This is a genomic window from Burkholderia cepacia (assembly GCF_001039005.1).
GTDB classification, from domain to species: domain Bacteria; phylum Pseudomonadota; class Gammaproteobacteria; order Burkholderiales; family Burkholderiaceae; genus Burkholderia; species Burkholderia theae.
Genome location: NZ_LDWR01000034.1, coordinates 23,939 through 48,710 on the forward strand (window position 1 = coordinate 23,939; position 24,772 = coordinate 48,710).

Consider the following 24,772-nt stretch of genomic DNA (forward strand, 5'->3'; position numbering starts at 1 on the left):
CCCTGAATCCGCTTCAACGCCGCCGCCGGCGCAACCGGTTCGCGTGAAAATCCGCCTTGATCAAGTTGCGACCCGCAACTATTATTGATTGCGATACGCAACCATTCCAGGCAAACCATGGATCTCATCGACGCTCCCGCCAAGCCTCGCGACGCGACCATCCTCGAGCTTCGCGACTTCTCCCGCAAACTGGTCCGCGAGCTCGGCTTCATGCGCGCCACGCTGGCCGACAGCGACTGGGCGCCGTCGGCCGTTCACGCGATCCTCGAGATCGGGATGACGCCCGGCATCAACGCCAGGGATCTGGGCCATGTCCTGCGGCTGGACAAATCGAACACGAGCAGGCAACTCGCCCGGCTCGAGGCAGCCGGTGTCGTGGAGCGGCGCGTGTCGAGCGACGACGCACGTGCGACCGAGTTGACCCTGACTGCCGACGGGAAAAAGCTCCAGAAAAGAATCGACAAGTTCGCGACGGATCAGGTGTCGAATGCGTTGCGTCGCATGATTCCCGCGGACCAGCAGACGCTGCTGCGTTCCCTCGCGCTGTATGCCGATGCGCTCGCGCAGGACAACGCGGCCAGGACGCCCGCCGCGACACCCGAAGCACCGCCGATTCGCGAAGGCTACCAACCGGGCTGCATCGGCGACATCGCGAGCCTGCACGCACGCTTTTATTCGGAGCACTGGGGATTCGGCGCCTTTTTCGAAAAGCGCGTGGCGACCGAGCTTGCCGAGTTCGCGGGCACGTTGCCGGCCGACGGCAAGGCGCTCTGGCTCTGCCAGGAAGACGGGCGCACGCTCGCGTCGCTCGCGATCGACGGAGACCCGGCGACCGGCGTCGCCCACCTGCGATGGTTCATCGTCAACGATGCGTTGCGCGGATCGGGCGTCGGGCGCCAGCTCATGACGCAAGCGATGCGCTTCGTCGACGCGCAGCGGTTTCGCGAGACCTACCTGTGGACGTTCAAGGGCCTGGATTCGGCGCGCCATCTGTACGAGTCGTTCGGCTTTGCGCTGACCAGCGAGTCGGCGGGCACGCATTGGGGAACCGAGGTGGTCGAACAACGCTTCAGCCGGCCGGGGCCGGGCCGCTGATGGTCAACGGGCAGCGTCCGTTCCGAATGCCGCCATAGTCTCTCGACGAACCATTCCCGACTCGCCGACACAAGGACGCAACGCATGTTCGAACGTCTCGCGGCCCTCGCGCTCTGCGCGGCGATCACCGCACCGGCCGCCGCAGCCGGCACCGATCCGATCGACCAGCAGATGACGCTGTGCCTGAACGACCCCGAGCACGCATCGACGGGCGGCCAGGACGAATGCATCGGCGACGCGGGCCGCGCATGGGACGCGCGGCTCAATGCCAGCTATCGCGCGCTGCAGGCATCGCTGCCGGCCGCGGACCGCCCGGCACTGCTGCACGCTCAGCGCGCATGGCTCGCACGCCGCGATGCCGACCTGAAGCTGATCGATGCCGTCTACGCGACGACGCACGGCACCGTTTATGCGCCGATGAATGCGAACGACGTGATGAGGCTGACGCGGCAACGCGCGCAGACGCTGCAGCGTTTCGAATCGGATCGCGCCGCACACCGCTTCAGCGTGACCGGGCGTCTGCCGCCGGCAACCGAAGCAAAGCCCGAACGTGTCGCAACCGTCCCGCAACGCGGCGCGCGCTTCGAACGCGCGCACTGCGCGGTGCTCGCCGATCTCGACGCAATGGGCCGCTGCGCGGCGCAGGCCACGCCGCTGTATCTGCAAGACATCGACGACGCGACGAAGGCGATCGAGCGTCGCCTGCCGCGCACGTCGCGCGATGCCATGCGGATGTCGTCGCAGAAATGGCAGGCGTTTGTCGCCGCCCAGCCGCCGCTGATCAGTGCGCTCTACCCGGCGGCAAATTCCGCCGGCGTGAAGCCTCTGGTCGCGATCGAAATGCGCGACGAAGCCGCCGCACGGCTGCAGCAACTCGTGTACGCCGAAGACAAGATCGGGGCCGATTGACGCGGCGGCATGCGCACGATTTCCCAGGCAAGTATCTGGTTGCGATCGGCGCATTCGAGCGAATCAGCAATAAGCTGACCGTCGATATGCTCACGAAAACCGTCTCTCCATCTTCACGATTTCCAGTTGAATCGGGCTGTTCCCGTGGGAGAAGTGCCCTCGTCCGATCACGTCGAAACCATGCCGGCCGTAAAACGGCACTGCGTTTGTCGTCGCCTCGAGATACACGCGGGCATACCCGGCTCGGGCGATACCTGACACGGCGGTCTCCAGTAGCGCCTTCCCCGTGCCACGCCGCGCGCGATCGCCGCGAATGAACAGCTTGGTCAGTTCTTCGCCGGCCGTTTCCGCGAATCCGAGCAGGTCGATGTCTTCCGCAACCCACAGCGCGTGACGCCGGATCGCATCGAGATACATCGCCGGCGTGCGCCCGTCCAGCCAGCTGGCTATCTGCTCGCGCGAGTAATCCCCGGCGCACAATCGCGTGGCGGAATTCAGATGGACATCGAAGATTCGCTGTATGTCGGATTCTGTTGCGGATCGGATTTCAAAGGCGAACACGTTCGCTCCCGGTTAATCGCCGCACAGCGTGCAGGCATCAGACCGTCGAATATTCTCATCGCTTCCGATACATCAAGATCCGGGAAAACCCTCGCATACATGCCATTTCGCGGCGAGTGGTTTCTCGCGCCGAACGCGCGCATCGGCATTCGAATCACTAGGGAAAATCCGGAGACATCCTTACAGCGATTTACCTGATGATTCACATGAGCGTCATGTTTCGGCGATTCCGCAGCATGCCAAGCTTTCAGTCTGCGTCATGAAGCCGATGCCGCCGCGCGGCAATCGCGATGACTGAAGACTGAAACGGCAGTCGTTGGTGTATCGTCAGGTGTTCAATACTTTCAACAACCCGGTCGAGAGTAATCGTGAGAATCCGTGGCCCGCTGGTGCGGTGGAGACGAGGCGATGCGCGCAACCTGCGCGCCGCGATCGCGTCCGCCGACGACAGTGACGGCCGGCAAAGTCCTCGCCTGCCTCTGTCGATCTACACCATCCTGTCCCGCCGTTCCGTGCGCCGTCACAACGCCGTCGCCGCGCGCGCCTCCGTCGCGATCCATACCGACGACGTGGCGTCGCTGCTGCCGTAGCGCCCCACTTTCCTTCCCGTTTTCCGTTCGACCTGCCCGCCGTGTCGCGTAACCGGTGAAGGGATCAACTCGCGCTTCTTTTTCGCTCGAGCCGGCGCAAGGTCGAATGGACTCCTGATCGTTGTGCCCAGCCAGCGCTCGCGCGAGCGGCGGTCGTGCACGCCCGCTCCATCCGAAGAACCGTCGCGCAACGACCCGCGAATCGCGGATCGATACGCGCACCGCCATGGAAACCCTTGTCATGCGAATCCGAACGCTTCGCCGCGCCATTGCAACCGCCGCCGTCATGTCGCTTGCCGCCTACGCCGGCACGAACGCCCACGCGGCCGGCGAACTGAACATCTACAACTGGTCCGACTACATCGCGCCGGACACGATCCCGAGCTTCCAGAAACAGACGGGTGTGCACGTCCGCTACGACAACTACGACAGCGACGACACGCTGCAGGCGAAACTGCTGTCGGGAAATTCCGGCTACGACATCGTCGTGCCGACGTCGAACTACATGGCCAAGCAGATCCAGGCGAGCGTCTACCAGCCGCTCGACAAGTCGAAGCTGCCGAACCTGTCGAACCTCGATCCGCTGCTGATGAAGATGGTCGCCGACGCCGATCCCGGCAACCAGTACGGCGTGCCGTGGGCCTACGGCACCGACGGCATCGGCTACAACGTGCAGGCCGTGAAGAAGGCGCTCGGCGACAAGGCACCCACCGACAGCTGGGCGCTGGTGTTCGATCCGGCCAACATGGCGAAGCTGAAGAGCTGCGGCGTATCGTTCCTCGACCAGGCCGTCGACGTGTTCGCCGCGACGCTGCAGTACATGGGCAAGGATCCGAACAGCACGAACCCGGCCGACTACCGCGCCGCGTACGAGGTGCTCAAGAAGGTGCGCCCGTACATCACGCAGTTCAACTCGTCGGGCTACATCAACGATCTCGCGAACAACGACCTGTGCGTCTCGCTCGGCTACTCGGGCGACGTCGGCATCGCGCACCGCCGCGCGGCCGAAGCGAAGCGTCCGTACGAGATCCGCTTTGCGAATCCGAAGGAAGGCGGCCTGCTGTGGTTCGACATGATGGTGATCCCGAAGGATGCGCCGAACCGGGATGCCGCGCTGAAGTGGATCAACTACCTGCAGGACCCGAAGGTCAACGCGGGCATCACCAACGCGGTGTTCTATCCGACCGCGAACAAGGCTGCGCGCCAGTACGTGAAGCCCGCGATCGCGCGCGACCCGTCGGTGTATCCGGCCGACGAGGTGTTGAGCAAGATGACGCTGCTCAAGCCGATGTCGCCCGAGATTCGCCGGCTGCAGAACCGGCTGTGGGCGCAGTTGAAGACCGGGCGCTGAGCAAGCCGCCGCGATACCGGACCGTGCCTGCGGCGGATAGCGCCGCAGGCACGCCTCGCAACGAACACGGTCGAAGTCGATCTACGAACTATCGCAACGCCTGCGCCTGCTCCGCCACAAACGCGTCTTCCACGAACCGGATCACGTCATCGAGCGACGACGTGCACACGGCGCCGGCGGCAAGCTCCCGAAACGCGCCGTCCGGCCCGAAGCAGACGAGCGGCTTGCGCCAGCGCTGCGCGAGCGAAATCTCCTCGGTCGTGCCGGGCCCGCCCGGCAGTGCGACGATCAGGTCGCTGCTCAGCACGTTCACGTAGTTGCGGTTGATCGTCTGCGGATCGGCGCCCGGTTCGCGGCGCGGCAGCGGCGTGAGGATCGGAATGTCGACGAACGGATGCGGATAGCCGTCGAGCGGCACGAAGCCCGCGAGCGGATCGGCCTGCGTCGGCAGGATGCCGATCGATCGGCCGGCCCGCCCGGACACGCCGACGAACGCGCGCGCGACCGCCAGCATCACGCCCTGCCCGCCGCCCGTCAGCAGGTTGAACCCGGCCTGCGCGAGCCATGCGCCCAGCGGTTCCGAAAACGCGAGCCACGGTTCCTTGCCCGAGCCCATCACGCCGATCGTCTTGTTCTTCTGTTGCATCGTGGTTTCCGGTGAAGTCGTTGCGGTGCGCCGCACTCATTCGAGCTCGACGCCCTTGAGCTCGGGAATCAGGAACAGCGTCGCGACCATGTCGAGCACGTAGAGGCCGGCGAGCAGCGCGATGGCCGTCTGGAACGAGTAGTGCGCGGCGAGCGCGCCGACCGCGACCGGACCGAAGCCGCCGACCGCGCGGCCGATGTTCCACAGCACGTTCTGCGCGGTCGCGCGCGCGGCCGTCGGATAACCTTCGGACATCAGCGTCCCGTAGCCACCGACCATCCCGTTGACGAACATGCCCATCAGCACGCCGGCCCACAGCATCGCCGTCGGGTCCGACAGCCGCGCATACGCGATGACCGTCACGACCGAGCCGAGCTGGTACAGCAGGAACGTCGGCTTGCGCCCGATGCGGTCGGCCAGTTGCCCGAACACCCACACGCCGATCATCATCCCGACGACCGTCGCCGCCGTCCACAGCCCCGACTTCGTCAGCGAGAAGCCCATCTGTTTCGACAGGAAGGTCGGCAGCCAGATCATGATCCCGTAGTAGCCGAAGTTCTGGACCGAACACAGGATCACGATGCCGAGGCTCGTGCGCGCGGTGCGGCCGTCCGCGACCAGCATGCGGAACGTGTTGGACTTCGGCTGCGTCGCGCGCTGCACGAACGCTTCCGGCTCGTGCAGCTTGTTGCGCATCGCCCACGCGAGCAGCGCGGGCAGCACGCCGACCAGGAACATGCCGCGCCAGCCGATGTGGAGCAGCAGGAACGGCGTCAGCAGCGCGGCCAGCAGCACGCCGGCCTGCCAGCCGAGCGCGACGTAGCACGACACGCGTGCGCGCTTGCTGGCCGGCCACGCTTCCGCCGCGAGCGCCATGCCGATCCCGAACTCGCCGCCCAGCCCGATGCCGGCGATGGTGCGGTAGACCAGCAGATCCCAGAAGCCGCGCGCGAACGCGCACAGGCCGGTGAAGATCGCGAACAGCAGGATCGTCCAGGTCAGCACGCGCACACGCCCGTAACGATCGCTCAGCGCGCCGAACACGATGCCGCCCGCGACGGCGCCGATCAGCGTCCACGTGACCAGCGCGCCGCCCTGCCCGGGCGTCAGGTGCAGCGCCGCCGTGATCGCCGGCAGCATGAAGCCGAGGATCAGCAGGTCGAAGCCGTCCATCGCATAGCCGATCGCCGAGCCGGCCAGCGCTTTCCACGCGTACGGCCCGACCTGCTCCACGCGCGGGGCCGACTGGCCGCCGAGCGACGAAGATTTCAAGTTTGCTGCCATGGTGTCCTGCCACGAATGTCCGGCGACATTCTAAGGCCTGTGCCCGCGCACGACGGGCCGGCAAACGCGCCGGTGGCGGCCACCCGGGCGCGCGTCGGCGCCCGCTTGCGGGACGGCAAGCGAGAATCTGCGGGCAATGAACGGGAAAGCGGCGATCCGGTGTCGGCGGCGAAGCCGGCGATGTCGCGGTCAGGCCGGACACCGGATGAAAGACAGCGTGCCGGCGGGGTATTGCCGGCGGGCCCGCCTGCGCGGCCTGGACCGCGCCGGGCGGCCTGGCGGCGCGGCCGGCTTCAGCCCTGATCGTCCCCGGGCCACCAGGCCTTGGCCTCGCGGTCGACGACGAGCATGTCGAGATCCTTGCCTTCGAGCCATTTCGGGCGCGGGCCGCGGCCCGACCACGAGCGGCCCGTCGTCGGATCGTAGTACTTGGCAGGCGCCTTGCGTTTTCGCTGGACGATATAGCCGAGCGCGCTCAGCACTTCCTGCTGCGAAATGCCCAACAGTTCGACCTGTTCCTTGAATGCCGCGAGCGCGGCCTGCTTCTCCTTCTGCTTCGCATCCGACAGCTTGATATTCAGGTCCCGAAGTTGTGCTTCGAGTTCCTGCAGGGCCTGGGTCATGTATTCATCCTCTCTGGGCATGTTTTTGCAAAAAGCTCCGATGGGCGAACCTACCACGAAGTTCCGCGGATCGGTGCTGTCATATGTGTGAATCGTTTGCCTGATCCGGCATGGTTTGCGCGATGCGCAAAAACGACGTCGTGCGTCAATGACGGACAGGGCCGGGCCGGCAACGCGCGGCACGCCGCATGCACATGCACGGCGAACGGCTGCGGCAAGTGTTGCGCCGCACCTGGCACTGGCGCGGCATGGCGCGAATGATAGCAGTGCGCGGCGGCGTGTTGCACGAGTCGCGGGCCGGAGTCGATACGGGCCGGCGGTTTACCGGTCGACGCCGTGGGCATCCCACGCGATCCGGTCGAACAGCGCGCGCAGCTTTGCGCCGCGCGCCGCGTTCAGCGCGGCCGCATGCGCGACGCGCCCGGCGAGATGCGCGCGGAAATCCGGATGCGCGCCGCGATTCTGCGAAGCCGGGCCGCGCCGGATGCAGTTGGTCAGGATGGCCTTCAGGAGATCGAACTCATCGCGCGCCAGGTTCGGATGACGATTGACCACCACGCCGGCCAGTTGCTGCCGCGTGCCGCGCCGCATCACGCGCGTCTTGCGCAATTGCAGCGCGAAGCCTTCCTCGAGTGCGATCGCGGCAACCCTGACCTGCAGCCGTTCGACTTCGCGCGCGAGTGCGCCGCCGCCCGAAAACGCGAGATCGTCGGCATAACGCGTGTAAGTCGCATCGAGCGAACGCGCGAGCGCGGCAAGCCGCATGTCGAACCGGAAAGCGCTCAGGTTCGCAAGCGCCGGCGACGTCGGCGCGCCCTGCGGCAGGTGCCGTTCGCGATAGCGCTGCCGGCCGATCCAGTCGAACCGGTCGCGCAGGTCCCGCGCGAGCAGCCGTGCCGACGGCACACGATTGGTGCACAACCCGGTGAGCGTGCGCGCGACTTCGGCCGGATACCCGAGCGTCACGAACAGCGCATGGATGCGAGCGGCACGCACCGACACGAAGAAATCCGCGAGATCGAAGCGGACCACGACATCGCGATCCGCGTGCGGCGCCGCAAACGACACGATCCCGTGCCCCTTGCGGAAACCGTGTACGGCGCCGTGCGGCGCAATGCGATCGAGCAGCCCGTGCAGGATGCGGCGCTGCGCTTCGCGCAGCCGTCCCTTCGGGATCTCGACCAGGCGGCACCCGCCGCTGCGCTTGTCGACCGCAACGTACGTGTAGTGATGCAGCGGCGTGGCGCTGTCGCGCGCGTCGACGCGCCAGTGGTCGGACAGCCAGTCGAGTTCCGCAGCGCTCATGCCGAGCCAGCCCGCGAGATCGCCGGGCGTCGCCCATTGCGGCACGTCGCAGCCGGCAAGCGGCGCCGGCAACGGCCGCTGGACCAGCGGCCGCCGCACGACGCGGATCACGGTCGGCCGATGGTCGCCGTACCATGCGCTCACGAACCCGGATGTATCGGCTACGGCCACGGCAAGCGCATCGAGGTCGGCGTCGGCCCAGTTCGCGCCGAAGCGCGCGAGCGCGTCATCCGCGGCTTCGTGCGCCCAGGCCGGCGCATCGCCGAGCACGGCCGCAATCCGCGCGACGACACCGCCGCGTTCGGGCGAACCGGCCAGCATCGCTTCGGCAATCACGCGGGCGGTATCGCGCAAGGAGGAGTGCATGGGCAGAGATGGGCGGGACGATGAGTCAACGTGACCGGTACTGCGAGAGCCGCCGTTGCGCGACGCGCAACTCGGGCTCTTGCGACGCATCGGGGGGTCGATCTCATCCACGGGGTAGCCCCGTAGTCCTGGAACATCGAATGCCTGTTCCGGGCGTGTGCTTGACCCACCGCCCCGCGACGCGACTTTAATGGCCGGGAGGCCGGCATGTCAAACGTGACGGCGATCTGGCGACGCCCCTGCGCGCCGGATCGCGTCGCGGTGCCTACCTGCACCGGGCAAACAGTTCGCTGAACGCGATCGGCGCGACGCCGACGCCCGCCATGTTGTTCAGCATCGCCGCCCAGGTCGCGTCCGCGACGCTCACCGGAAACGACCGTGCGCGATTGGCGAGCAGCCAGTAGGTGCGCGTCATGCCGTTGCTCATCGCGACTTCGTAGCCACGTCCGTCGAGCCAGTAGCCGACCGGCGGCAGCTCGACCGGCTCGAGTCGGCCGGCCCGGAACGCGGCGGCGGCCGACGCGTACTTGCTGTCGAGCGGCATGATCCGGCGCGGCACGCAGTCCTGCGAATTCGGTTTCGGGAAGGCCGGGCTCGTGCCGAGCCACAGGCCGTAGAACGTGTCCGCGTCGAGATGCACGGCGTAGCGCTCCGTCTCGCCCGGCGTCGCCGCCAGATAGCAGTCGGCCTGGCCCGGAACGGCGACGCGCCACGTCGCGCGCTTCGCGTCCAGGTCGACCAGTTCGCTGGCCCGCGGGCGTGGCTGGATGGGAGATGGTCGTCCCGCGTCGCGCAGGTCGCGCGCGCGATCGAGTCCGATACGAAGACGTGTCAGCATGGGCCCTCTCTTTCTCTCGTGATTTGTTCGAATCAGTCAGGGCGCGGGCCGACACCGTGTGGCGCGTGTGCGGCCGGACGGCCAGCCCGTGCGGGGCGGCAGGTCGCGCCGTCGCGATACGTGTGCCTGGCGCCCTGACATTCCCGACATGTTCGGGAACCCGCGCAGTGTATCGCCTTTCCATGCCGCATCCGCGACCCGATCTCGGGGTGCGGGCAGCCGGCGCCCCGAGGTCTCTGGTGCGATGTGCGAGCAATCCTCGAACGCATGACGCAGCGGATCGAGACGCTTCGCGCTCGGATCCACGTTCCGTAGACACACGCGTCACGCCGATGCCCCGAGCCTTGCCTGGCAAGGGTTGTCGGGCGCAACCCCGGTTCAGGGGCGCCGGGCGTCGATGCCCACGACGACGGCCGCTCGCCGAATGTTCGTAAACGACAAATATGAACATTTTATGAAATTGTTTACATTTCATTTCGACGTTGGTAACGTTCGCAATCGAACATTTGGCGTTCACTTCTGTTCGTTCGAAGACCCGTCGGACAACAAGACACGCGCTCGCCCCTTCACAACAGGGCTGCGTGCGCGGCGAGTTCCGCCCACATGCGCCCTCCCGTGCGACTGCACGAGCCGCACGCGATCACGGACAAACACGAAACTCGCAGCTTAGTTTTCCTAAGTAAAACGTTTTCGTACGAAAAATACAAATCACTCGAAGGAGACACAAACGCATTCCTTGAGCAGGCCGACGTTCAAATTATCGAGCCGCACCATCCTGATGCAGACGGCTCAACGGAGGAGACACATGAAGTCGAATTTGTACAAGCGCGCGGGGGTTGCACTCGCGCTCGCAGGCATTTCCACGTTCGCACACGCCGCGACCGAAATTCAATTCTGGCACGCGATGGAAGCCGCACTCGGCGAGCGCGTCAATGAAATCGCGGCTGATTTCAACAAGTCGCAGAGCGAATACAAAATTGTCCCGGTCTTCAAGGGCACCTACGACCAGACGCTCGCGGCCGGTATTGCCGCGTACCGCAGCGGCAACGCGCCGGCAATCCTGCAAGTCTATGAAGTCGGCACGGCGACGATGATGCAGGCGAAAAAGGCGGTTGTTCCCGTCTCCGACGTGTTCAGGCAAGCCGGTGTTTCGCTCGATGAAAAGGCGTTCGTGCCGACCATTTCGAGCTACTACAGCGATGCGAAAACGGGGCACCTCGTCGCGATGCCGTTCAACAGTTCGACGCCTGTCCTGTACTACAACAAAGACGCCTTCAAAAAGGCAGGACTCGATCCGAACAAGCCGCCAAAGACGTGGGCTGAAGTCAAGACCGACGCGGAACGGCTACGCAAATCCGGCATGAGCTGCGGCTTTACGACCGGCTGGCAAGGCTGGATACAGCTTGAAAATTACAGCGCCTGGAACGCTTTGCCGTTCGCAAGCCGCAACAACGGCTTCGACGGCACGGATGCAAGCCTGGAATTCAACAAGCCGCCGCAAGTCGCGCACATCGCGCTCCTGCAGCAAATGGCGAAGGATGGCACGTTCACTTACGCCGGCCGCAAGAGCGAAGCCGAATCGAAATTCAATAGCGGCGATTGCGGCATTATTTCCGCATCCTCGTCGGCGCTCGCGAACATCAAGAAATACGCGAAATTCGATCTCGGCACCGGGATGCTGCCTTACGACGCCAGCAACAAGGGCGCGCCTCAAAACGCGATCATCGGTGGCGCGGCACTTTGGGTACTCGGTGGCAAGGACGCAGCGACCTACAAGGGCACGGCCGAGTTTCTCAAGTATCTGGCATCGCCGGCTGTTGCCGCGAAATGGCACCAGGACACGGGTTATCTGCCGGTCACGACGGCCGCTTACGATCTGACGCGTAATCAGGGCTACTACGCGAAGAATCCGGGCACGGAAACGGGCATCAAGCAAATGATGAACAAGCCGCCCCTGCCTTTCACGAAGGGGATGCGGCTCGGCAACATGCCACAAATCCGCACCGTGATCGATGAAGAGCTCGAGCAGGTCTGGACGGGTGGCAAGACGCCGAAAGACGCGCTCGATAGCGCCGTTGCACGCGGCAATGAATTGCTGCGCCGCTTCGAAAAATCCGCCGGCTGACCTGTAGTGGACCAAAACCGCAAGCTGCTTCCGTGATTTCACGGGGGCAGCGCGGATACAACGAAAATCTCTCGATGGAGACAAGCCTTGTATTCCCGTTCTTACTACGGCAGAAGCCTGTTGCCCTATCTCCTGATCGCGCCTCAGCTTGCGATTACCGGCGTGTTTTTCCTATGGCCTGCCGGCGTCGCATTGTGGCAAGCGATGCAACGGCAGGATGCGTTCGGCACGTCGAGCGAATTCGTCGGCCTCGCTAATTTCGCACAACTATTCTCTGATCCGCTCTATCTCGACTCGTTCAAAACGACCATTCTCTTCAGCGCAATGGTGACGGTCAGCGGTCTTGTCGTGTCGCTGCTGCTCGCCGTGTGCGCGGATCGCGTTGTTCGCGGCGCCAGGATCTACCGCACGCTGCTGATCTGGCCGTACGCCGTCGCACCGACCATCGCGGCCGTGCTGTGGGCGTTCCTGTTCAACCCGAGCATCGGCATAGTCACCTACGTCCTGTCGAAATACGGGGTCGTCTGGAATCACGCACTTAATCCTGGCCAGGCGATGTTTCTCGTCGTGCTTGCGTCGGTGTGGAAACAGGTGAGCTACAACTTTCTGTTCTTTTACGCTGGGTTGCAGGCAATTCCCCGCTCGCTTATCGAAGCGGCCGCTATCGATGGCGCGGGCCCGGTGCGCCGTTTCTTCAACATCGTTCTTCCGTTGCTGTCGCCGACGAGTTTTTTCCTGCTGACGGTGAACCTGGTCTACGCGTTTTTCGACACGTTCCCGGTGATTGATGCGGCGACGGGCGGCGGTCCCGCACAGAGCACGAAGACGCTGATCTACAAGATCTTCACGGAAGGTTTTCAGGGATTGGATATCGGTAGCTCCGGGGCGCAATCGGTTGTGTTGATGGTGATCGTCGTCGGCCTGATGGTGATTCAGTTCAAATTTGTGGAACGGAAGGTGCAATATGCATAGGGTGATGGTCATGCGCGCACAGCGCACGAAAGTCCGTCGTGCGAAAGCATCCAGAATCGAATCGTCCATGATCGAGAATCGGAAAGGTTTCGATCTGTTCTGTCACGCGATCCTGATCGCGGGCATCTTGTTGATCGTGTTTCCGCTTTACGTTGCGTTCTGTACGGCGACGATGAACTCGGAACAGGTTTTCACCATTCCGCTGTCGCTCACGCCAAGTACGCACCTGTTCGAAAATGTCGCGCATATCTGGCAGCACGGCAGCGGCGGCACGTCGGCCCCGTTCGGCAGGCTGCTCGTCAACAGTTTTCTGACGGCGTTGGCCATCACGGTCGGCAAGATCACAGTGTCGATCCTGTCGGCGTATGCGATCGTTTATTTCCGCTTTCCTTTTCGCAACCTCGCGTTCTGGTTGATCTTCGTGACGCTGATGCTGCCGGTCGAAGTGCGGATTTTTCCGACGGTGCAAGTCGTGTCGACGCTCCATATGACGAACACGTATGCGGGCCTGACGTTGCCCTTGATCGCATCCGCAACCGCTACGTTCCTGTTCCGTCAGTTTTTCATGACATTGCCCGCCGAACTGATGGAAGCAGCACGCATCGACGGCGCGGGGCCGCTGCGCTTCTTCTGGGATATCGTGCTGCCGCTTTCGAAAACCAGTATCGCGTCGCTGTTCGTGATCACCTTCATCTACGGCTGGAATCAGTATCTCTGGCCGATCCTGATCACGACGGATGCATCGTTGTCCACGGCAATCGTCGGCATCAAGACGATGATCGTGGCCGGCGACGCGTTGACCGAATGGCATTACGTCATGACCGCGACGCTGCTCGCGATGCTTCCGCCGCTGGCCATCGTGCTGATCATGCAGCGCTGGTTCGTGCGCGGCCTGGTCGATTCTGAAAAGTAAATGGGGAGATTGAAATGGCTACGCTGAGCCTGAGGAACGTCAAGAAATCCTACGACGAAAAGCATACCGTCCTGCACGGTATCAACGTGGATATTGCCGACGGTGAATTCGTCGTGCTCGTGGGTCCGTCCGGTTGCGGGAAATCGACGCTGCTTCGCATGATCGCGGGGCTGGAAAACATCACGTCGGGCGACATCGCAATCGGCAAGCGCGTTGTCAACACGCTGGAACCGAAGGACCGCGATATCGCGATGGTATTTCAGAACTACGCGCTGTATCCGCACATGACGGTTGCGCAGAACATGAGTTACGGCCTCAAGATTCGCGGCGTCGACAAGAAGACGATCGATACGCGAGTGGCGGCCGCTGCGAAAATTCTCGACCTGGAGCAGCTGCTGGAGCGCAAGCCGAGCGCGATGTCGGGCGGTCAACGCCAGCGCGTGGCAATGGGTCGAGCGATCGTACGCGAGCCGTCCGTGTTCCTGTTCGATGAACCGCTGTCGAATCTGGATGCGAAGTTGCGCGTGCAAATGCGTCTTGAGATTCAGCGGCTGCACGCGCGTCTGAAAACGACCAGTGTCTACGTCACGCATGATCAGATCGAGGCGATGACGCTGGCTCAACGCGTGATCGTGATGAACAAGGGCTACGCGGAGCAGATCGGCACACCGATCGACATTTACGAAAAGCCCGCAACGACGTTCGTCGCCAGTTTCATCGGTTCGCCAGCCATGAATCTGCTGCACGGCGAACTGAGCGAAGACGGCAAGACGTTCAACGTTGCCAACGGCCCGGCACTTCCGGTCGCCGGTGCGCAGGGTATGCCCTTCGCGGTCGCGCGCGGACGGGAAACCATTCTTGGCATCCGCCCTGAACACATGACGCCGCGTGGCGATACGCCATCGGCGACGCTGTCCGTCGATTCGTGCGAATTGCTTGGCGCAGACAATCTGGTGCATGGCCGGTGGGGCACGCACGATCTTTCGGTTCGGCTGCCGCACGCGGATCGCCCTGCACGCGGCGCCAACCTGCAGGTGTCGCTACCTGCCGACAAGCTGCATTTCTTCGATCCGCACACGAAACAGCGCCTGAACTAGCCACGGGCATCCGACTTCATCGACGCAATTTCCCGGCAGGAGGAGACATATAGAAAACGTCCAACCATAAAAAAACGAATTCAAATTTTAGGAGACCTCAGTGAAAAACAAGTTCGGATGGGTATTGGCGGGTACTGCCGTACAAGCGCTGTTTGCACAAGCCACGTTCGCTCAAAGCAGCGTGACGCTGTACGGCCTCGTCGACAACGGCCTCGCTTACGTGAGCAACCAGTCGTCGGTCGGGTCCACGAGCGGCGGAAAATCGGCTGTCAAATTCAACACCGGCGCGTGGGCAGGCAGTCGATTCGGCCTCATGGGTTCCGAAGATCTGGGCGGCAATACGAAGGTGATTTTCAGGCTGGAATCCGGGTTCAACACGGCCAACGGCAATCAACAGTTCGCGAACGCGGAGTTCGGCCGTGAAGCGTCGCTCGGCGTGACGAACCCTGCGTTCGGTACGTTCAAGATGGGGCGCATGAACACGGCCTATTACACGATGCTGTCTCCGTACAGCCCGACGAATTACCTCACCGGCTTTACCGGCGCGCATCCGGGCGATATCGATTCGCTCGATACCGGTTACCGTGCGAACAATACCTTTCTGTACCAGACACCGACGTGGAACGGCCTGACGGCCGCTGCGTCCTACTCGATGGGTGGCGTTGCCGGAAGCTTCAACAGCGGTTCCACGATCGCCGCGGGCGTGCAGTATCTGAACGGACCATTCGGCATCGCAGCTGGCTACACGAAAATCAACAATTCCACGTCGGGTGGTGGTGCGTGGGGCGCGAACTCCACCACGTCATCGGGCGGCCAGGCGGGTATTTCGGCGCTTACGAACGGCTACCAGACAGCGCAATCCCAGCAGCGTATTGCCGTGACGACGGGCTACCAGATTTCCGGTGCGTTTGATGTATCTGCGTCGTATTCGAACGTGCAATACACGCCGGGGACGGGCTCGAGTTTCAAGAACAAGGCCGTATTCAACTCGGCCGGTGCCGTGCTTCATTGGAAACCGTCGGTCGTCTGGGACTTCGCGGCCGGCTACGCCTATACGCGCGCATCGCAATCGAACGGCATCGAGAAAGCTGCGCAATACCAGCAAGTCAGCCTGTCGCAATACTACAGCCTGTCCAAACGCACGGGCCTCTACATGGTTCAGGGCTACCAACGCGCGACCGGCGAAACGCTCGGCACGAACGGCGGGATTATCCAGGCCACCGCGAACGTCGGTGACGGCATGAACGGTACACCGTCGTCCGGCCGCTCGCAGTTCGTCGCGGCAGGCGGTCTGATCCATCGCTTCTAAATCAACCGGCGCTCGGCGTTTCCTGACGCCGAGCTTTTCGACGAGAAGATATATGACGACGACAAGCGCACCGTGGGTCTATCCGACTTTTCTCGCGCATCGTATCGGCGGCACGCTGGCCCCGGAGAATACTGTTTCAGGTATCGACGTGTGCGTGAAACACGGCTACCGAATGGTGGAATTCGATGTGCGCCTGACCGCAAACAACGTGCCGTTCCTGATGCACGACGATACGCTGGAACGCACGACGAACGGGCACGGGATGTCGAACGAATGGCAATGGATCGACCTGTACAACCTCGATGCCGGTTCGTGGTTCGGCGAACAATTCGCAGGCGAGAAGTTGCCGGCCCTCTACCAGATGGGAATGGTTTGTCAGCGTCACGACATCCTGGCCAACATCGAAATGAAATCCTGTCCGGGAAACGAACGGCGCACGGCTACACACGTTGCGCGTGCACTGAATATGTTCTGGAAGGACAGGTGGCCGCTGGTGTCGTCGTTCTCCCAGGAAATGCTTGCCGTGTTCCGGGAATGCGCGCCGGACTTTCCGGTCGGGATGCTGTTCAAGGACATCCCCTCGGACTGGAAAGACATCGTCAAACGGCTCGATTGCTCATCGGTTCACGTCAAGCATACGTTCCTGAACGCGGAAATCGTCAAGGAAATGCACACGCTGGGGCTCAAGGTGATGGCGTATACCGTGAACGACGTCGATGCGGCGCAAGCGTTGCTTTCCATGGGCGTTGATCACATTTGCACGGATCGTCCCGATTTGCTTCGTTGCTGAATCAAATCAGAACTTAGGGGGAATAAGCGGGTCATGCTTATTTTGCTGAATCTTCTTTCTGCCGTCGCGCTGCTTGTGTGGGGTTCGCACATCGTGCGCACCGGTATCCTGCGTGTATTCGGCTCGGACCTGCGCACCATGATCAGCCGCAGCACCGACGGCAAGCTCAGGGCATTCGCGGCGGGCATCGGCGTGACGAGCCTCGTGCAAAGCAGCAACGCGACAGCGGTCATCGTCGCATCGTTTGCCGCGCAAAATCTGCTGCCACTGACGAGCGGACTTGCCATCCTGCTCGGCGCGGATGTAGGTACGGCCTTGATGGCCCGTGTGCTGACGCTTGATCTATCGTGGCTGTCTCCGCTGTTCATCCTCGTCGGCGTTTTTCTGTTCCTGTCGAGAAAGCAACATCGCGTCGGACAAATCGGCCGCACCGGGATCGGTCTGGGCATGATCCTGCTGGCCTTGCATTTGATCGTGGAAGCCGCGCAACCGATGATGGAAGGGAACGGAATTCGCGTGATGTTCGGCGCACTGACCGGCGATACGATGCTTGATGCGTTGGTCGGCGCCGCGTTCGCGATCGTGTCTTATTCGAGTCTCGCCGCGGTCTTGCTGACCGCCACGCTGGCTGCATCCCACGTGATTTCATTGAAAGTGGCGTTGTGTCTCGTCGTGGGCGCAAACCTCGGGAGCGGTCTGCTCGCGATGTTCGGCACACTCGCGCAGAACGCAGCCGCCCGTCGTTTGTCGGCCGGCAGTTTGCTGTTCAAGTTTGCAGGCGCAGTCCTGATTCTTCCGTTCGCCGCCATGCTCGCAGACGGATTGCCGCTGCTGATTGCCGATGCACGCGAAACCGTTGTGACTTTTCATCTGGTCTACAACGTTGCACGTTGCGTCGTGTGCCTGCTGTTCATCGGCCCGGTCGCGACTCTCTGCACCCGCTTCCTGCCGGACAAGCCAATGCCCACGGACGGCATTCGTCCGCTGCATCTGGACGAAACCGCACTGACTACGCCGACCCTGGCGCTCGCGAATGCCGCTCGTGAAGTGCTGCGCGTTGGCGACATCATTCGCTCGATGCTCGGCAATGTCGGGGAATTGATCCGGAGCAATGACGCCACGAAAGCAACGGAAACGGTTCTGCTCGATAACGACGTGGATGAGCTTTACCGTGCGACCAAGCAATACCTGTCACGCATCTCCCGTGAAGACCTCGACGACGCGGACAATCAACGCTGGACGGACATATTTGCGCTGACCATCAACCTCGAGCATGCAGGCGACATCATCGAGCGCATCGCGAACGACGTGAAGGAAAGGAAGATAGCGCAGCGTCTGGCGTTTTCAGAAGAAGGCGCCGCGGAACTCAACGACCTGTACACGAGGCTTCAGAGCAATCTGCAACTCGGATTGTCGGTGTTTTTCAACAACGACCTGCGCTGCGCGGAACAGCTGTTGATGGAAAAAGAATGCTTCAGGGATCTGGAGCGGAAGTACGCGAACGCGCACGTCGATCGACTGGTGAACCAGACGTTACGCAGCATCGAAACAAGCGCACTGCATCTCGACATGCTGAGCGATATGAGACGATTGAACTCGCTGTTTTGCTCGACGTCTTACTCGGTGCTGGAAGCGGCGAGCAAGCTGCACAGATCACGTCTGCGTGGACGCACGAACGGTTGAGTCATTGACCCGGCATTCGATCGAAAGAACAACCTTTTGATCGTCCTTCCCATTGACCCTTATGTCGTCTCTCCATCCAGGGTCAATTTTTCGGCGGGCATTCTGGAATCCGGACGCCCGCTATTTTTTCCCCGGGACCGACGAGCAGCGCGGCGTGGATGGCTTCGCCGGCCGTGACTACGCTGACGGGTTCCCGTTTGTTCATGAATGGACCTCGTGCGGCGAGTCAGACTCCCTCCTGCCGCACTGACCGACGCCGGGGCAAACCCAGACTGCAGTCGTCATGCGTCCAGTAGCGCCCGATCCTACAGCGCCTGCGGCGCACCGCCCAGCACGGTGCGCAACGCACTATCGAACGGCGTCGCGTAATCGATGCCGAGCTGGCGCACGCGCGAAGCGTCCAGATGGCAATCGTACGGGCGCGGCGTCGCATCGGTCGGCTGGTCGATCCGCGTGAGCGATGCGTCGATGCCGAGCGCGGCCGCGATTCGCCGCGCGATGTCGTACTTCGTCATCGGCTCCTCGCCCGACCAATGACGGATGCCCGTGACGGACGTGCCGGCGAGATGACGCAACGTCAGGTCGCGGATGACCTGCGCGACGTCCGGTGTGTAGGTCGGATAACGGATCGCCCATGCGTCCATGCCGACCGCGTCGGCACCCGGGCGCGCGGACGCGACGATCGCCGGGACGAGGCTCGTGACGGCCGATTCGCTCCAGTCGGCGATCGGGCCGTACAGCAACGGCAGGCGCAGCACGCATGACAGCGGCGACGCGGCGAGGAGTGCCGCCTCGCCTTCCAGCTTCGTGCGGCCGTAAATGTTCAGCGGATTCGGGGTGGCGTCTTCACGGTACGGGGCGGCCTTGCCGTCGAATACGTAGTCGGTGGAGATGCCGAGCGTCCACGCGCCATATCGCGCGGCGAGCGCGCCGATGCGGGCCGGGGCGGTGACGTTGATCGCGCGGGCGGCGGCGGGGTTGTTTTCGCAGACGTCGGGGCGGCGTTCGGCGGCGCAGATGATGACGGCGGCGGGTTTGCGGGTTTCGAAGAGGCGCTCGAGGGCCGGTTGGTCGAGGGCGTCGAATTCGGTGATGTTGTCCGGTGGCAATGCGAGCAGTTTCGCGCCCGCGCTTTGCGGGTTCCGGATGGTCGCGATGAGGGACAGCGACGGTTCGCTGACAAGGGACGCGGCGACCGCGCGGCCGAGCAGGCCGGAGGCGCCGATGAGGAGGACGGACGGAAGTTCGGGTGATGAAGTTGGGCTTGGCATGGGCGGCGATTCGGGTGACGTGGGGAGGCGCGCGGTCGGCGTTCCGGCTCAACGTTCGAGCCATGGTTGTGCCGAGGATAGCCGAGTTTGCCAACAGATGCAGCGTGGCCCCCCAATTCATTTCAAACAAATCATCAGACAGACAATCTGATCAACTCCATCACGTCTTTTACATACTTTTTTGCAGCCGGAATCCGTGACTTCTTTACATATTCTTCGAGATACTGTTGCCCTTTGATCCCTAACAGAAACTCAATGGCGTACATCACCAAAATTCCACGAGAAAAGCCAAGGATCTTCTCCTTTTTGTCGAAATCCTCAACCTCCTCTCCCTTCGGGAAATCCTGCTTGGCCTCATGCGTTCTGAAGAAATCGATCTTTGCGGCACAAAAATCGATAAATCTTTTATCTTTCTCCTGCACCAGGGCCTTGATTTCATCCGAGCTCAACCCGGACACCTCAACCCTTCCCTTATCAAATCTGAAAATTACATCGTTATATTGCGCATGAATAGATATACCTTCCCGCCCGCAAAGTTCATCAAGGACCTCTTGATATTGAGGAGAAAAAGCAAATTCATACAAACCTTGGATATCCTCTACCATGTGTCTATTCCCTTTATCGTGCTGATCAAGTCTTCGCCGGTGTGTCGATAAGGATCGACCGCCTCATGCTGCCAGGGCGTCAACTCGCTGAGGTTCGATGGCGCATGCACGCCTGTTCCCCCAACACGCTGCGGTATCGTGGTGTGATGCAGTTCCATCGCAACGTCCTTGGTTGAGATCGCGCCTGTCTTCCGGTTGATAACCTCGACTGTCATCTTTGGCGCTCTACCCGCCGCCATTTCGTTGATGTTGTTTTGCGAATACCGTCCGGTCGGATTCAAATTTTCTTTCTCACCGACGGACTTCCAATAATTCTTGCGCTCGGTACTCCAGCACGCCCAGCCCCACGGATCGATCCAGCTTAGCGGATTCGGCGCATACCGATACTGATTCAACCCACCCGCCAACCCGATCGGATCCGGTGTGATGAACCGCCCGACGTCCGGGTCATAGTACCGGAACGTGTTGTAGCAGAACCCCGTCTCCAGATCCTCATACTGCCCCTGGAATCTCAGCGTCTGGGGCAGCGGCTGCATGACATCGCCGACCGGGTTCGGCTGGAACTCCTGCGCATACTCCTGCAGCACCGTATTGCCCCACGCACGATACCGCGTGCGCCACACCACCTTGCCGTCGCGGTCGGTCATTTCCTCCGGCGCCCCGCTCACGTTCGCATGGAAGTAATAGATCTTCGCGTCCGGCTTCGCATCCGCCGGCGGCTTGTTCCGTTCATCCTCGTGATACAGCCGCCACAGCCAGTGACTGTCTTCATGAAGCGCGTCGATTCGCGCGAGCGGCACGTACCCGCCCCCCTCATACAGATACGTCACCGCCTGATGCCCGCGCTGCTCCTGCGCGAGACGCATCCCGTCCCACACGAAACGTGTCGTGCCGAACGCATCGCGCTTTTCGGTCCGGCGTCCAAGCGCGTCGTAGCGGAACCGTACCGTCTGCTCGACACCGCGTCGATTCGTGTTCACCTCGATCAACTGATGCTCGGCGTTGTACTTCAGACGCTGGATCGTATGACCGCCAGTCAGTTTCTCGATGAGCCTGCCATGCACGTCATACCGGTAGCGCCGGTCGCCGCTCATCAGCAGGCGGTTGCCTTCGACGCGGCCCGGTTGCCCGGACGGCCGCAAATTCGACGCCGCGTCGTACGCGAACTGCTCCGTCAGCACGCCCGCCGCATCCGTCCGCCCGCCCGCGCCCGCAGCCGCGCTGCCCAGCAAGCGCCCGGCAGGGTCGTAGCTGTACGTCAGTTCGCCACCGAGCGGATCGATTCGCGCGGTCAGTTCGCCCGCGCGGTCATACGCAAACGCCTTGCGCAGCACGTCCTGCCCCTGCCGCGCGCCGAACGCGGTCCATGCGCCCGGCGCGTGCTGCGCATCGCCGATCCATTGCGCCACTTTCCGCGACAGGCTGTCATAGCCCGTCGCCAGTGTCAGCGCCCCCTGCGTACGACTCACCTCGCGATGCAGCCGATCGCGCTCGAAGTCGCACACGACCTCGTCGTTCGATGCGATCTGATGCAAATGGCCGCTGCCGTAGTACAGCCAGTTCACGGTCCGGTTGCCCGGCAGCGTGGTTGCCGTCCGATTGCCAAGCGCGTCGTATTCGTGCGCCAAACGCGTCGCCAGCACCTGGCCCTCATCGCCGACCGTCTCCGCCACTTCCTCGATCAGCCGGTCCAGCGCGTCGTACGCAAACGTCACCGTATCGATCGGCCGGTTGTCGCGATCCGTTCGCGCGACGCGTTCGAGCCGCCCCGCCTCGTCGTAGCCGTACGTCGTCACGGTCTCGGGCGTACGCTTGCGGACCAGACGCCCGAGCGCGTCGCGCGTCAATCCGACCGTGATCTGCTGCGGCGTACCGGCACCTTGCCTGACCACGATCGGCGCACCGCGCGCGTCGTGCTCGTATTCGACGCGCATGCCGTCCGGACCGACCTGTTCGATCACCCGATCGGCGGCGTCGTATGCGAACCGGTAGCTGTCACGGACTTCGTTGTAGAGCGTGCGCAGGTTCCCGGCCGCGTCGTATTCGAGGCTGACCCGATGCCCGTTCGCATCGGTTCTCGATGTCACGCGTCCGGCCGCATCGTAGTCGAACGAAGTGGCATGACCATTGCCGTCGACGGCAGCCGCGAGGCCGTCGGCCGCGGACCAGCGGTACTGCTGGCCGCTGCCGTCCGGCAACTGAACCTCGATGGTCCGGTCGCGGCCGTCGTGACGATAGCGCGTCGCGTGGCCGAGTGCATCGACGAGCGCGGTAACGCGCCCCCGCGCGTCATACTCGAACCGCGTCGTGATCCCTGAACAATCGGTACGGGCAATCAACCGATGCTGCCGATCCCAGCCGAACTGCGCGATCCCGCCGCGCGCGTCGACGATCGCTGCCGGCCTGCCCTGGCGGTTGAGCCGGAACTCGGTGCGCTGCCCGAGCGGATCGATCTCGCCCACGCAATTGCCGCGCATGTCGAACTCGTATTCCCGCTGGCGCCCGTCCGCGAGCGTCTGTCGCTCGAGCGTCATCCACATCGGATGCCACTCGAACTGCGTCGTCTGCCCCAGCGCGTTCGTCAGTTCGGTCGGCAAACCGCGCTCGTCGTCGTAACGAAGCTGCGTCGTCGCATCGCCCGGCTCCACGATGCGCAGCAGCTCGCGAGACGGACTCCAGTCGAACCGCCAGGTCTGTCCGAGCGCATTGGTATGCGCGGTCACCAGGTAATCGGTATTCCATTCGCACAGCTGCTCGCGGCCGAGATGATCGGTCACATGGGTGGCTTGTCGCGCGAAATCGTAGGTCAGTCGATAGCGCTCGCCGTCATCCGTCCAGTGCTCGACGACACGCGCCTCGCGCCCCGTGAGGCCGTTCTCTTCCGCAAGCGCGTCGCGCTCGAACTCCTCCCATGCATAAAACGCCGATTGCCCGCTCGGCAGCCGATGCATCGTCATGCGCGCGGCCGGGTCATAGGCGAACCGGCGCCGCTCCGTGCCGTCGCCGTCGGCGACGCGCTCGAGCAACCCGTCAGCGGTATAGCCATAGTTCACCAGGCATTCCGTACCGCCGTCGGTATGCAGCATCACACGCGCCATCCGCTGCGCATGCACCGCGTCATAGTCGATCGTCACGCGATGGCCGGCCATCGTCGCGAGCTCGACCAGCCGCCCCTGCGCGTCGTAATGGAAATTGAGCCAGTTGGCGTTGCGGTCCTCGATCACGCGCGGGCGCAGCGTCTGGACCATTTCGCCCGGCACCGGCAAGCCGAAGTCGAAACAGGTGCCGTCGTCCTGCTCGATCATCCAGTGGCCACCCGGCGTGCACGCGAAGGTCAGTGCCTCGCTGCGATTGAAGTATTTCTGCCCCGGCTGGAGATCGGGCACGGGCGTCCGCCGCCCCTGCGAGTCGATCCACCGATGCGGATTCTCGCCGCCGGCGCCGAGCCGCAGTTCGACCGCATACGGCACGTTCCAGCCGCGACCGAGCGGCCGGTCCGTGCGCGGATCGAGACTGCTGTAGAAGCGTTGCCAGACGATCGGCACCGGCGCGTCGAGCACGAAATCCAGATCCTCGTCTCCGTCGAGAATCTTCGCGCCGGTCGGCAGGTGAACCGGATGGCCGAGGCGGCCGGACATCGCGGTGCTGACGAGTTTGTCCGCGGCGACGTTGATCGCGAAGTTCATCGCGAAACAGGCGAGCTTGCTGGCGAGCGATCCGTGACCGCGTAACGCCTGGCAGATCGCGATTGCAAGACCCGCGTACTTCGCGATCGTCGCGAGCCACGGCGGCATCTCGCTCGTGACTTCCCGCACGCGCAACCGCTCGCCGCCGATGCTGACGTTGGTGGAGCCGGTGTTGATCTTGCCGTCGCAAGTCGTCGCATCCTTGATGCGCGATGCGGGCCGACCGTTGATGAAGACGCTCGACGAGCCTTCGGCCAGATGCTCGCCTTTCGGATTCGGGTGATTCGAGCAACCGACCAGGTCCTGGTCGACCGGCGTGAACAGGTCGGCGACCGACTGCGGTTCGACCCCCACCGGAAGCGGCGGCTTCGGCACGCCTGCCGCGCGCGCGGCGCCCTTGCTATTGACGAATACATCGGCGGAGCCGGTCAGGATCGCGCCCTTCACTTCGCCGGGAATGAAGCTATCGATCAGTTCTCCTGCCTTTTCTGATAAATATCCCTCCAGCGAATCGCTGCCGAGGAACTTCGACGTCGCGGCGTTAACGACTTGCGACAGCACCGCACCGACGATCGCGCCCACGACGACCGCGCCAAGCCCGCCCGTCCCGACGATGAAGACCGCCGCCGCCCCGATCGCCGCGCCGACCAGCAACCCGGCCCCGATGGTCGACGCAACCTTGAGCATCTGTGCGAGCAGGGACGTATGGGTAAAGGTATCGCCCAGGCGGGCAGCGGCGAGCAGGGACATGAC

At 63.1% G+C, this 24,772-nt stretch carries 21 protein-coding genes; 11 read left to right on the top strand and 10 right to left on the bottom strand.

Going from position 1 to position 24,772, the window contains the following annotated elements; translation table 11 throughout:
* Window positions 1-117: 117 nt before the first annotated feature.
* The gene (locus tag VL15_RS20010) at window positions 118-1,095 is read left to right on the top strand and encodes a bifunctional helix-turn-helix transcriptional regulator/GNAT family N-acetyltransferase (RefSeq protein WP_048248046.1); all 978 of its coding nucleotides are present in this window, start codon (window positions 118-120) and stop codon (window positions 1,093-1,095) included.
* 84 nt (window positions 1,096-1,179) lie between these two features.
* On the top strand, window positions 1,180-2,004 hold the full coding sequence (locus VL15_RS20015; RefSeq protein ID WP_048248047.1) for a lysozyme inhibitor LprI family protein: 825 nt from the start codon (window positions 1,180-1,182) through the stop codon (window positions 2,002-2,004).
* Window positions 2,005-2,094: 90 nt separating this feature from the next.
* Here VL15_RS20015 and VL15_RS20020 read toward each other — a convergent pair whose 3' ends face one another.
* The gene (locus tag VL15_RS20020; RefSeq protein ID WP_048248048.1) at window positions 2,095-2,565 is read right to left on the bottom strand and encodes a GNAT family N-acetyltransferase; all 471 of its coding nucleotides are present in this window, start codon (window positions 2,563-2,565) and stop codon (window positions 2,095-2,097) included.
* A 368-nt stretch (window positions 2,566-2,933) separates the two neighbouring features.
* Between VL15_RS20020 and VL15_RS20025 the strand changes: the two genes are divergently transcribed.
* Together VL15_RS20025 and VL15_RS20030 are read left to right on the top strand one after the other, a co-directional pair.
* Window positions 2,934-3,155 (top strand): hypothetical protein, encoded by a 222-nt coding sequence (locus tag VL15_RS20025; RefSeq protein ID WP_080970893.1) that lies wholly within the window; start codon window positions 2,934-2,936, stop codon window positions 3,153-3,155.
* A gap of 241 nt (window positions 3,156-3,396) precedes the next feature.
* A complete protein-coding gene (locus tag VL15_RS20030; RefSeq protein WP_048248049.1) occupies window positions 3,397-4,506 on the top strand; it encodes a polyamine ABC transporter substrate-binding protein in 1,110 nt (369 codons plus the stop codon).
* Window positions 4,507-4,594: 88 nt separating this feature from the next.
* Here the strand turns inward: VL15_RS20030 and VL15_RS20035 are convergent, their stop codons facing one another.
* From VL15_RS20035 to VL15_RS20055, 5 genes are all read right to left on the bottom strand, one after another.
* The gene (locus VL15_RS20035) at window positions 4,595-5,152 is read right to left on the bottom strand and encodes a DNA-binding protein (protein ID WP_048248050.1); all 558 of its coding nucleotides are present in this window, start codon (window positions 5,150-5,152) and stop codon (window positions 4,595-4,597) included.
* Between the two features lie 36 nt (window positions 5,153-5,188).
* Window positions 5,189-6,436, bottom strand: coding sequence for an MFS transporter (locus VL15_RS20040; protein WP_048248051.1), 1,248 nt, complete (start codon window positions 6,434-6,436; stop codon window positions 5,189-5,191).
* Window positions 6,437-6,729: 293 nt separating this feature from the next.
* Entirely contained in the window at window positions 6,730-7,059 is a 330-nt protein-coding gene (locus tag VL15_RS20045; RefSeq protein ID WP_048248052.1) for an H-NS family nucleoid-associated regulatory protein, read from the bottom strand.
* A 321-nt stretch (window positions 7,060-7,380) separates the two neighbouring features.
* Window positions 7,381-8,730: a reverse transcriptase family protein gene (locus VL15_RS20050; RefSeq protein WP_048248053.1), complete on the bottom strand. Its 1,350-nt coding sequence runs from the start codon at window positions 8,728-8,730 to the stop codon at window positions 7,381-7,383.
* 265 nt (window positions 8,731-8,995) lie between these two features.
* Entirely contained in the window at window positions 8,996-9,568 is a 573-nt protein-coding gene (locus VL15_RS20055; protein ID WP_048248054.1) for a plasmid fertility inhibition factor family protein, read from the bottom strand.
* 805 nt (window positions 9,569-10,373) lie between these two features.
* On the opposite strand from VL15_RS20055, the gene ugpB reads away from it, so the two are divergent.
* From ugpB to VL15_RS20090, 7 genes are all read left to right on the top strand, one after another.
* On the top strand, window positions 10,374-11,693 hold the full coding sequence (gene ugpB / locus VL15_RS20060; protein WP_048248055.1) for a sn-glycerol-3-phosphate ABC transporter substrate-binding protein UgpB: 1,320 nt from the start codon (window positions 10,374-10,376) through the stop codon (window positions 11,691-11,693).
* An 87-nt stretch (window positions 11,694-11,780) separates the two neighbouring features.
* Complete coding sequence (gene ugpA, locus VL15_RS20065; protein ID WP_048248056.1) at window positions 11,781-12,665, top strand: sn-glycerol-3-phosphate ABC transporter permease UgpA; 885 nt, start codon at window positions 11,781-11,783, stop codon at window positions 12,663-12,665.
* Window positions 12,666-12,732: 67 nt separating this feature from the next.
* Entirely contained in the window at window positions 12,733-13,578 is an 846-nt protein-coding gene (gene ugpE, locus VL15_RS20070; protein WP_048248057.1) for a sn-glycerol-3-phosphate ABC transporter permease UgpE, read from the top strand.
* A 14-nt stretch (window positions 13,579-13,592) separates the two neighbouring features.
* Window positions 13,593-14,675 (top strand): sn-glycerol-3-phosphate import ATP-binding protein UgpC, encoded by a 1,083-nt coding sequence (locus VL15_RS20075; protein WP_048248058.1) that lies wholly within the window; start codon window positions 13,593-13,595, stop codon window positions 14,673-14,675.
* A gap of 100 nt (window positions 14,676-14,775) precedes the next feature.
* Entirely contained in the window at window positions 14,776-15,984 is a 1,209-nt protein-coding gene (locus tag VL15_RS20080) for a porin (protein ID WP_053077679.1), read from the top strand.
* A gap of 52 nt (window positions 15,985-16,036) precedes the next feature.
* Window positions 16,037-16,774, top strand: coding sequence for a glycerophosphodiester phosphodiesterase (gene ugpQ, locus VL15_RS20085; protein WP_048248060.1), 738 nt, complete (start codon window positions 16,037-16,039; stop codon window positions 16,772-16,774).
* 33 nt (window positions 16,775-16,807) lie between these two features.
* Complete coding sequence (locus VL15_RS20090; RefSeq protein WP_048248061.1) at window positions 16,808-18,457, top strand: Na/Pi cotransporter family protein; 1,650 nt, start codon at window positions 16,808-16,810, stop codon at window positions 18,455-18,457.
* Between the two features lie 82 nt (window positions 18,458-18,539).
* Here the strand turns inward: VL15_RS20090 and VL15_RS43595 are convergent, their stop codons facing one another.
* The 4 genes from VL15_RS43595 to VL15_RS20105 form a co-directional block, all read right to left on the bottom strand.
* Entirely contained in the window at window positions 18,540-18,662 is a 123-nt protein-coding gene (locus VL15_RS43595; protein WP_268991210.1) for a hypothetical protein, read from the bottom strand.
* A 100-nt stretch (window positions 18,663-18,762) separates the two neighbouring features.
* Window positions 18,763-19,728 (bottom strand): dTDP-4-dehydrorhamnose reductase family protein, encoded by a 966-nt coding sequence (locus tag VL15_RS20095; RefSeq protein WP_048248062.1) that lies wholly within the window; start codon window positions 19,726-19,728, stop codon window positions 18,763-18,765.
* Between the two features lie 134 nt (window positions 19,729-19,862).
* Window positions 19,863-20,333 carry a hypothetical protein gene (locus tag VL15_RS20100; protein ID WP_155420264.1) on the bottom strand — a complete coding sequence of 157 codons (471 nt, stop codon included), beginning with the start codon at window positions 20,331-20,333 and terminating at the stop codon, window positions 19,863-19,865.
* Complete coding sequence (locus VL15_RS20105) at window positions 20,327-24,769, bottom strand: RHS repeat-associated core domain-containing protein (protein ID WP_048248063.1); 4,443 nt, start codon at window positions 24,767-24,769, stop codon at window positions 20,327-20,329. The genes VL15_RS20100 and VL15_RS20105 overlap by 7 nt, the downstream gene beginning before the upstream one ends.
* Between the last annotated feature and the right edge of the window lie 3 nt (window positions 24,770-24,772).

Excerpts from the sequence above, each read along its gene's own strand:
- ugpB (WP_048248055.1), top strand. The coding sequence starts at position 10,374 with ATGAAGTCGAATTTGTACAAGCGCGCGGGGGTTGCACTCGCGCTCGCA.
- VL15_RS20035 (WP_048248050.1), bottom strand. The coding sequence starts at position 5,152 with ATGCAACAGAAGAACAAGACGATCGGCGTGATGGGCTCGGGCAAGGAA.
- VL15_RS20050 (WP_048248053.1), bottom strand. The coding sequence starts at position 8,730 with ATGCACTCCTCCTTGCGCGATACCGCCCGCGTGATTGCCGAAGCGATG.
- VL15_RS20010 (WP_048248046.1), top strand. The coding sequence starts at position 118 with ATGGATCTCATCGACGCTCCCGCCAAGCCTCGCGACGCGACCATCCTC.
- VL15_RS20105 (WP_048248063.1), bottom strand. The coding sequence starts at position 24,769 with ATGTCCCTGCTCGCCGCTGCCCGCCTGGGCGATACCTTTACCCATACG.
- VL15_RS20100 (WP_155420264.1), bottom strand. The coding sequence starts at position 20,333 with ATGGTAGAGGATATCCAAGGTTTGTATGAATTTGCTTTTTCTCCTCAA.
- VL15_RS20015 (WP_048248047.1), top strand. The coding sequence starts at position 1,180 with ATGTTCGAACGTCTCGCGGCCCTCGCGCTCTGCGCGGCGATCACCGCA.
- VL15_RS20055 (WP_048248054.1), bottom strand. The coding sequence starts at position 9,568 with ATGCTGACACGTCTTCGTATCGGACTCGATCGCGCGCGCGACCTGCGC.
- VL15_RS20040 (WP_048248051.1), bottom strand. The coding sequence starts at position 6,436 with ATGGCAGCAAACTTGAAATCTTCGTCGCTCGGCGGCCAGTCGGCCCCG.
- VL15_RS43595 (WP_268991210.1), bottom strand. The coding sequence starts at position 18,662 with ATGAACAAACGGGAACCCGTCAGCGTAGTCACGGCCGGCGAAGCCATC.
- VL15_RS20045 (WP_048248052.1), bottom strand. The coding sequence starts at position 7,059 with ATGACCCAGGCCCTGCAGGAACTCGAAGCACAACTTCGGGACCTGAAT.
- VL15_RS20030 (WP_048248049.1), top strand. The coding sequence starts at position 3,397 with ATGCGAATCCGAACGCTTCGCCGCGCCATTGCAACCGCCGCCGTCATG.
- VL15_RS20090 (WP_048248061.1), top strand. The coding sequence starts at position 16,808 with ATGCTTATTTTGCTGAATCTTCTTTCTGCCGTCGCGCTGCTTGTGTGG.
- ugpE (WP_048248057.1), top strand. The coding sequence starts at position 12,733 with ATGATCGAGAATCGGAAAGGTTTCGATCTGTTCTGTCACGCGATCCTG.
- VL15_RS20075 (WP_048248058.1), top strand. The coding sequence starts at position 13,593 with ATGGCTACGCTGAGCCTGAGGAACGTCAAGAAATCCTACGACGAAAAG.
- ugpQ (WP_048248060.1), top strand. The coding sequence starts at position 16,037 with ATGACGACGACAAGCGCACCGTGGGTCTATCCGACTTTTCTCGCGCAT.
- VL15_RS20095 (WP_048248062.1), bottom strand. The coding sequence starts at position 19,728 with ATGCCAAGCCCAACTTCATCACCCGAACTTCCGTCCGTCCTCCTCATC.